The organism is Peribacillus psychrosaccharolyticus ATCC 23296, assembly GCF_000305495.1.
Taxonomy (GTDB): Bacteria; Bacillota; Bacilli; order Bacillales; family DSM-1321; genus Peribacillus; species Peribacillus psychrosaccharolyticus.
Window position 1 is genome coordinate 1 of the sequence record NZ_AJTN02000073.1, and the last position, 3,764, is coordinate 3,764.

The window sequence follows — 3,764 nt, forward strand, 5'->3', positions numbered from 1 at the left end:
AGGTGATACCGGGGCAACCGGAGTAACAGGAGCAACAGGTGATACCGGGGCAACCGGAGTAACAGGAGCAACAGGTGATACCGGGGCTACAGGAGCCACGGGAGTAACAGGTGATACCGGAGCCACCGGAGTAACTGGAGCAACAGGTGATACCGGAGCCACCGGCGTAACTGGAGCAACAGGTGATACTGGGGCAACCGGAGTAACCGGACCTACAGGTGATACCGGAGCAACAGGAGCCACAGGAGGAGGTCTATCCGAATTTGCATATATTTATAACTTAGTTGCTCAAGTAGTTGCATTAGAGGCAGATGTTTCGTTTAGTACAAATGGATTAATTACACCTGGAATTACTCATGCTCCTGGGACTTCTACGATTTCTGTAACCACCGCGGGAATTTATGAAGTTACGTTCTCAACAACTCATGTAGAACCAAGTCAATTTGCGCTATTTTTAAATGGTGCTGAGGTGGCAGGAACAGTCTATGGTTCAGGTGCAGGGACTCAGCAAAATAACGGCCAAGTGATTCTTTCGATTGCATCTGGAGATGTTCTCACACTACGAAATCATACCTCTTCCTCAGCCGTCACTCTTCAAACACTGGCAGGAGGAACACAAACCAATGCAAATGCATCAATTTTGCTGAAAAAATTAGATTAATTGTAGTAAAGACTTTAATACTAACTAAGAAAGTAGAAATTGGAGAGTTGTATTTTTTTCCAACTTCTACTTTTTCTTGATTAAATACTTAACCATAAATCGTTAAACAGTAATACTTTGAAAGTAAGTATTCGTACGGATTATTATAATCTTCATTAAGATATACACGGCTTTAAAGGAGTGATATAGATGTCTAATTCTTTGAAGTCATTTGATCATATCCAACACCCGTATGTTTATTTGGACTTGTAGAAATTGAAAAAACTGAACTATGCAAAAAAAGCATGTTGCAAAGGCCGATGTACCTTGTTATGTCAGTTACGCTTTACCAGAGGCAAACAAATATTGAAGATCCAATTGGATACAGAATTGACATACTAGAATGGGTTAATCGATATCTTTACATAAGCAGAAAAAGTCAAAAATCACTGACAAGTAAGCATTAATAATGTTTCGATAGTTTCTTTTTAATAAAAATATCGTATAATAAGGATGAGGTGAAGAAGTTGATTCAGATGTCTGAATTGTTAAAAATGATCCCGATTACTCCAGAAGAAGAAAATAGGATTCCAACTGATAAAGCAAAAAAAGCTTTAATCCTGAAAAAATTAGAGAATGCCTTAATTGAAGAAAAGGTTCTCCTAGGTGAGCTATCTGAAGAAGAAGATTTAGCAGTAAAAGAATTGACTAAGGATTTGATTGTCGATGATGTTCCTGAATATATATCTGTTAAGGAAGTAGCCTGGTTAACAGGTTTATCTCCACAAATTGTGCGCCGTCATTGTGCAAAACATAAATACATTGCGTATCAACCGAGTGGAGAAAATGGAACATGGTACATTGAATCCGATCAATTCAGAAGTTTTCCAAATTGGGAAGAGTTCCTGCAAGTACGAACTGAAATGCTCAAACGTTCACAACATACGAATAAACTTGCTTTCCAATTATGGTACGAAACGGATATTGACAGTTTTGAAAAAGAACAATAAAAAGTAAAAATAAGTACGCGGCCAATTAGGCTGCTTACTTATTTTTTTTCTGTAATGAATGGCAAAAGCACACAAAATAATGAAATTTGAATAAGGTGGAATAAATCAATGGAGGAGAGTGATTCTATGTATTATTACTCAATGAGAGGCATGTCTGAAACGTGTATTAGTAAGTCAGCGAGTGACTTGAAAAATCATATGAGGATGCTTTGGGAGCAGCATGTATTCTGGACCAGGCTGACCATTGTAAGTCTCGTCTTTTCTTTACCAGATAGTGATGCTGTGGTCGCACGTTTACTTCGCAACTCCGTGGATATGGGGAATTTATTGAAGCCTTACTATGGCGATCAGGCTGCTGAGAGATATGCTCACTTAATCCAGGAACATCTGGTCATTGCAGCAGATTTAATAAAAGCCGCAAAAGTCGGTGATCAAACAATAGCAGCCACTTTGGAGAAAAAATGGTACGCCAATGGAGATGAAATCGTTGCTTTTTGGTATTCAATTAATCCTTTTTTACCCCTAACTGATTTCAGAAAGATGTTTTATGATCACTTGGCTATGACAAAAGCAGAGGCTGTCTATATGCTTCAGCATGATTACCAGTCTAGTGTTGACGTATTTGAAAGAATTGAGTCGGAAGCCTTGCAAATGGCTGATCTACTTTCAACTATCATTATTCAACAATTTCCTTCGGTTTTTTTAACTTAAGAATCATTTGCAAATCCACAGAAAATCATCTCCGCCATTCCATTAATTGTTATAATTATATAGGAAGGGGGAGATAAATGTGCTTCAAACTGAAGAAAATATTATAGAGTTAATTAAGAATGATCCATGGATGATGGACATTCTTAAAGCTGTTCAAAAGCTAGAACTTTCTGATGCGTGGATATGTGCAGGGTTTATCCGCTCGAAAATTTGGGATACGCTTCATGATTTTTCAGTGAGAACAAAATTGAATGATATAGATGTTATTTACTATGATCCTAGTAATATCGAGGAGGAGCAGGAAAAGAAGTATGAACGGATACTGAATGGACTTGATTCTACCCTTCCTTGGTCAGTAAAAAATCAAGCAAGAATGCATGTGCTAAATAATTTCACTCCATATACCTCTTCAACGGATGGCATCGCACATTTTCCCGAGACAGTAACAGCGCTAGGCGTTCGGTTAGATGAGCAGCGGAAACTACTATTGGCTGCCCCGTACGGAGTAAGAGATGTACTTGAAATGGAAGTATTTCCGACACCAGCCTTTCAAGAATCAGCACTAAAGCAGATCTATCTAGACCGAGTAACTCAAAAAAACTGGCCAGCACTCTGGAAAAAGGTCAAAATTTTCAGGTGATTTTGTAGTGGATAAAAATTTATGTGTAAAGGGAAAGAATGATATCTTTCTCTTTACATGATTAAAATTTGATCATAGCTCCGGAGTCATTAAAGACTGAAGAAGGATTCCAGGCAACTTCCCAAAGGTTGTTTTCTGGATCAGCGAAATAAGATGTCCTCCCTCCCCAAAACGGCTTCAGTAGGCATCCGCAAAATTTTCCCCCCAGCTTCTTGAATCTTCGCAATGGCAGCATCTACGAGTTCAGGAGTCTCCACATTAATAGCTAAAGTGACGTTATTGTATATTTCTGCTGACTGTTTGATTTCAACCCCGGCATCGTCGGCTAACTCTGATACTGGAAAAAGGGTCAAAAGGACGCCTGCTGTATTAAAAACGGCGTAGGTATCAGAACTGAAATCTAGTTCAGCCCAACCTAACTGTTGATAAAATAGCCTTAGTGCAGGCAAATCAAAAGCACCAATCGTTATTAACGAAACACGTTGTGGAACCATATTCTGACCTCCATAGTTATATTTTATATATTTAATTTCGATTAATTCTATTAAACTCCTCTATTTTTACTATGAAGAAAATCGGGTAAATAAAAGAAATTGTATCTTTTTATGTCTTTTTATACCTTTTTGTGTAAAAATATGATGACAAAAGTTTTATCTTGGTAAATAATAATAGAATGGGGAATATTTTAGTGTAAACTAAAGGAGTATTTATGAACAATCAAACAAGTCGTCAAAGTAAATTTAATAAGTAAAAAGAAAAAGAA

At 37.6% G+C, this 3,764-nt stretch carries 5 protein-coding genes; 4 read left to right on the forward strand and 1 reads right to left on the reverse strand.

Annotation, left to right across the window (positions count from 1 at the left end; all coding sequences use genetic code 11):
• The 4 genes from WYK_RS05790 to WYK_RS05805 form a co-directional block, all read left to right on the forward strand.
• Positions 1 to 661: BclA C-terminal domain-containing protein (locus WYK_RS05790; protein WP_040373618.1), on the forward strand; the 661-nt coding region annotated here is incomplete at its 5' end.
• Positions 662 to 1,167: 506 nt separating this feature from the next.
• Positions 1,168 to 1,650, forward strand: a complete 483-nt coding sequence (locus tag WYK_RS05795) for a hypothetical protein (RefSeq protein ID WP_040373619.1) — start codon at positions 1,168 to 1,170, stop codon at positions 1,648 to 1,650.
• A 108-nt stretch (positions 1,651 to 1,758) separates the two neighbouring features.
• Positions 1,759 to 2,361, forward strand: a complete 603-nt coding sequence (locus tag WYK_RS05800; RefSeq protein ID WP_235782448.1) for an acetylglutamate kinase — start codon at positions 1,759 to 1,761, stop codon at positions 2,359 to 2,361.
• Between the two features lie 130 nt (positions 2,362 to 2,491).
• Positions 2,492 to 3,001: a nucleotidyltransferase family protein gene (locus WYK_RS05805; RefSeq protein ID WP_081704783.1), complete on the forward strand. Its 510-nt coding sequence runs from the start codon at positions 2,492 to 2,494 to the stop codon at positions 2,999 to 3,001.
• A 140-nt stretch (positions 3,002 to 3,141) separates the two neighbouring features.
• Here the strand turns inward: WYK_RS05805 and WYK_RS05810 are convergent, their stop codons facing one another.
• Positions 3,142 to 3,495: a VOC family protein gene (locus WYK_RS05810; protein ID WP_235782449.1), complete on the reverse strand. Its 354-nt coding sequence runs from the start codon at positions 3,493 to 3,495 to the stop codon at positions 3,142 to 3,144.
• Positions 3,496 to 3,764: the final 269 nt, after the last annotated feature.

Excerpts from the sequence above, each read along its gene's own strand:
- WYK_RS05800 (WP_235782448.1), top strand. The coding sequence starts at position 1,759 with ATGGAGGAGAGTGATTCTATGTATTATTACTCAATGAGAGGCATGTCT.
- WYK_RS05805 (WP_081704783.1), top strand. The coding sequence starts at position 2,492 with ATGATGGACATTCTTAAAGCTGTTCAAAAGCTAGAACTTTCTGATGCG.
- WYK_RS05810 (WP_235782449.1), bottom strand. The coding sequence starts at position 3,495 with ATGGTTCCACAACGTGTTTCGTTAATAACGATTGGTGCTTTTGATTTG.